General features: G+C 36.2%; 2 protein-coding genes and 1 pseudogene. All 3 read left to right on the forward strand.

What is annotated here, in order from left to right:
- The first annotated feature begins 217 nt into the window (after positions 1 to 217).
- The 3 genes and pseudogenes from ABS784_RS16650 to ABS784_RS16660 all read left to right on the forward strand — a co-directional run bounded on the left by ABS784_RS16650 (position 218) and on the right by ABS784_RS16660 (position 3122).
- Positions 218 to 697 (forward strand): hypothetical protein, encoded by a 480-nt coding sequence (locus tag ABS784_RS16650; RefSeq protein ID WP_013400847.1) that lies wholly within the window; start codon positions 218 to 220, stop codon positions 695 to 697.
- 485 nt (positions 698 to 1182) lie between these two features.
- On the forward strand, positions 1183 to 1728 hold the full coding sequence (locus ABS784_RS16655; RefSeq protein ID WP_352513326.1) for a hypothetical protein: 546 nt from the start codon (positions 1183 to 1185) through the stop codon (positions 1726 to 1728).
- 256 nt (positions 1729 to 1984) lie between these two features.
- A pseudogene (locus ABS784_RS16660) lies at positions 1985 to 3122 on the forward strand (IS110 family RNA-guided transposase).
- The last annotated feature ends 463 nt before the right edge of the window (positions 3123 to 3585 follow it).

Here is a 3585-nt window from a genome sequence, read left to right on the forward strand (position 1 = left end):
TCGCTACTCACATTCTACAGGAAAGGTGCTCTTTTTTCTATACCCTTTGGATTTTATTGGATAATCAACACGCCTGTTTTTAAAGTAATTTTTTATGCTAAAAAAGGATCTAAGGTTAGAGCAACACATGATTTGTGTGTGACGATATACGTATTCAGTTTCAAACATTTTCAACACTATTCGAATTATAAAATTAGGTAGGTGTAGGTGATAATTCGTGAAAGATGTTTTAACATCAATTGTAATTCCACTTGTAGTTGGAATTATACCTGCTTTTATTTCGTATTTAGGAGCTCGGTATCAAGCGAATAGTGCACTACAAACTGTTAAAGAACAACAGCAGGCAGAGTTGCAAAAATTAAAAGAACAACAGAGTATTGAGTTGCAAAAGCTAAGAGAACAACAACAAGCGGAGCTAGAAAAACTAAAAGAGCAACAGAATGCAGAGATACAAAGAATAAGAGAACAGTCTTTGCGTGATATAGAGAGAATCAAGGTTGAAATGGAAAAACAAGCAGAACTTTATGAAAAAAATGCCCAAACAGATATCATAAAAGATTTGTTTGGAAAGGCAATTGCAGGAGACATGTCTGTATTCGATAATTTAGAAAAGTTAGATAAATTATCTAAGCAGATGCAGAAAGGAATCTTCGCTAAAAATTTCAACCATCCTGCGAATAAAAGAAAAAAAGTTTAAGGCAACAATATTCCATTAATCAAATAATCAAATAGATTCTAACTTCATAAATTCATCACACAAATGAAACTCTCTGAAAAAATTCTCGAATCAATTATCAAGCCTTAAGACACGAATTAGCAAACGAATTGTCTTAGTCAAATAAAGTGTGATCATGCAAAATTACAAAAATAAACTTTCCTAAATAAAAAGTTCATTTCGTAATTCAAAATAAATGCTCATGATGTAAAAAATGCTATAACTTACAGAAGGAGTAAAATCCATTTCTTCGAATGTTTCAAATTTGCACGTTCTAAAATTTCAGTATTATGAAGATAGCAGTAGAGGCCCATCTATCACCAAAGTATTCAAGAAGATCATTTGATCTTTTTCTTTTTTAGTTTAACTAGGGAGGGTGTTTAATTGAACATAAGCTTAAGACAGTTTTAGTTTAAGAAGGAATTAAAGCTAATCGAGAAGAAAAATTACAAGGGAGTAAGGGGTACATGGCATTTACCAATAAATTAAAATTAAAAATGGATGATAAGATCAATGATGAAATTTGGATAAACCTAAATACAAATGACAGAGCCGGACTAAATTTACTAGACGCAAAATATTTTTCTATTGATAACATAATAAAAGAAATTAATACAGGCTGTTCTCCATGCCCAGATATCTTAACCGAGAATTTCGGAAGTAAACCTTCTGTCATGTTTGTATCCACAGTATACGGATTAGTTAATAAGTATTTAAAGCAGGAATACAATAGATCGAAGCAAGATTGTAATACCTTTTGCAATGATTTCTATAAAAAAATTATTCAATCCGGTACGGGTATATATAAGAGATTAGATAAGATTTATATGCTGTTAGCGGAGATTAAAGGACAAGAACTAGATTTTTGTTTTACAGAACTAGTCAAAACTGTATTAGTTGATCATGATAATAAGGTTAGTGGTTTAGGAAGTAAGGGTTCTTTCATAAAATATTTTGAAGAAGTTGAATTCAGATTCCTTGAAGAAAGAATAAATCAAATAAAACATCCATGAGAAAAATTTTCTCTCCACCCATGCATGAAAATCAGCCCCTCCTTCCCATAATGAATGATGAACGCAAACGGATAGAAGGACGTTCTTTTTAATGGTGGTTCGACCCTGTGAATAAAACTGCTCGAGCCCGTTTGGTGCACCACCCATTGTGAGCCCTTTTCTGATGGAAAAGGTGACTACGAACAGAAAAATGCCTAGCACACAAACGGACTCTCTGTTTGCGAAATTCATCATCAACGAAAGGAGTAGAAAACGAATGGAGGTTCTTTATCCTCGCTGTGCAGGTTTAGATGTTCATGCAGAAACGATCGTCGTTTGTGCACTAATGGAAGAGGAGGGGGCAAATTCAGAAAGAAATCGAAACCTTTCCTACGTTCACAAAGGATTTGTTTCGTCTTTTCAAATGGTTAGAAGATCGTGGAATTACTCACCTTGCGATGGAGAGTACGGGAGTGTATTGGAAACCAGTGTTCAACATTTTAGAAGACTATTTTGACATTACGCTAGCGAATGCCCAACGAATCAAAAATGTACCAGGAAGAAAAACGGATGTATCCGATGCAGAATGGATTGCCAGATTGTTGCGCCATGGGTTGATCGAAAAAAGCTTTGTGCCACCTTCGGATATTCGGGAATTACGAGATTTGACCCGTTTGCGAAAAAAATGGATGGGACAATTGACCGCCGAGAAGAATCGCATTCATAAGGTATTGGAATGTTCGAATATTAAACTCAGCACGGTCATTTCGGATATTTTCGGAGCATCTGGTCGGAAATTACTTGATCGTTTAATGAAACAAGGGTATATCGAAGAATGGGAAATCGACGCTTGCCTTCACGGAAGAATGAAAGAGAAAAAGGCGCAAATTCAAGAGTCACTCTTCGGAACGTTAACCGAACACCAATTGTTTATGATTCGACAATCATGGAAACACATCGAGTATTTGGAAAGCTTGATTCAAGAGATCGATCAACGCATTGACCAGTTACTGCAATCCTATCAACAGGAGGTAGAGCTTTTAATGACCATTCCTGGGGTGAAGAAAGAAACCGCCGCCGTCATTATCGCAGAAATCGGAGTGGATATGGGACAATTCCCGACCTCCCAACATCTGGCTTCGTGGGCTGGGGTCGCACCGGGCAATCACGAAAGTGCAGGAAAACGAAAAAGTACGCGAACAACAAAGGGCAATCCTCATATCAAATCCGCCTTATGCGAGGCGGCATGGGCGTTATCCCGATGTAAGAATCAGCGTTTGGCGGCAAAGTTTTGGTCATTGAAAGCACGAAGGGGAACAAAAAAAGCACTCGTTGCGATCGCGCACCGAATGCTCACCATCATCTACTGTATGCTCTCTCGGAAAGAACCATTCCGAGAGCCGCAAATCAGTTAGTATAACCAAAAAGAATAAGAAATATACGAGATACCTAAAAATAAGGTAGCTCTGTTTTCCTATTGTCTTTTTTGGTCATTTGTAGTATATCCACACGGATCCCGAGGTATACATCTTCGGCCATGGTCATTTGATTTTCACAGAAAAAATAAATGTTTTATATTCTCTTTTTCTGAGGAAGTAACCTATTTTTTAATAAAAATCTTTAACAAAGGAACAACCTTAGAGGACGATTTTAATATACTACATACTGAAAACAAGAAGGTTAACATAGATATTAGAATAAAAAGGAATGGAGATTATAAGTTTAATATAGAAGCAGGGGGGACTTATTCAAACTCATGTTGCTTTTAAAACGGTATTAAAGGTAAAAGATAAAAAAGTATCACGAGTGTTGATTATCCAAAATTAGACATACGCCTTCCATAAATTTGGGCATACTCAAACAAAGCAGCGGCCATCC

Origin of the sequence: Geobacillus sp. G4, from assembly GCF_040327975.1 — a bacterium.
In the GTDB taxonomy this organism is placed as follows: Bacteria; Bacillota; Bacilli; order Bacillales; family Anoxybacillaceae; genus Geobacillus; species Geobacillus thermoleovorans.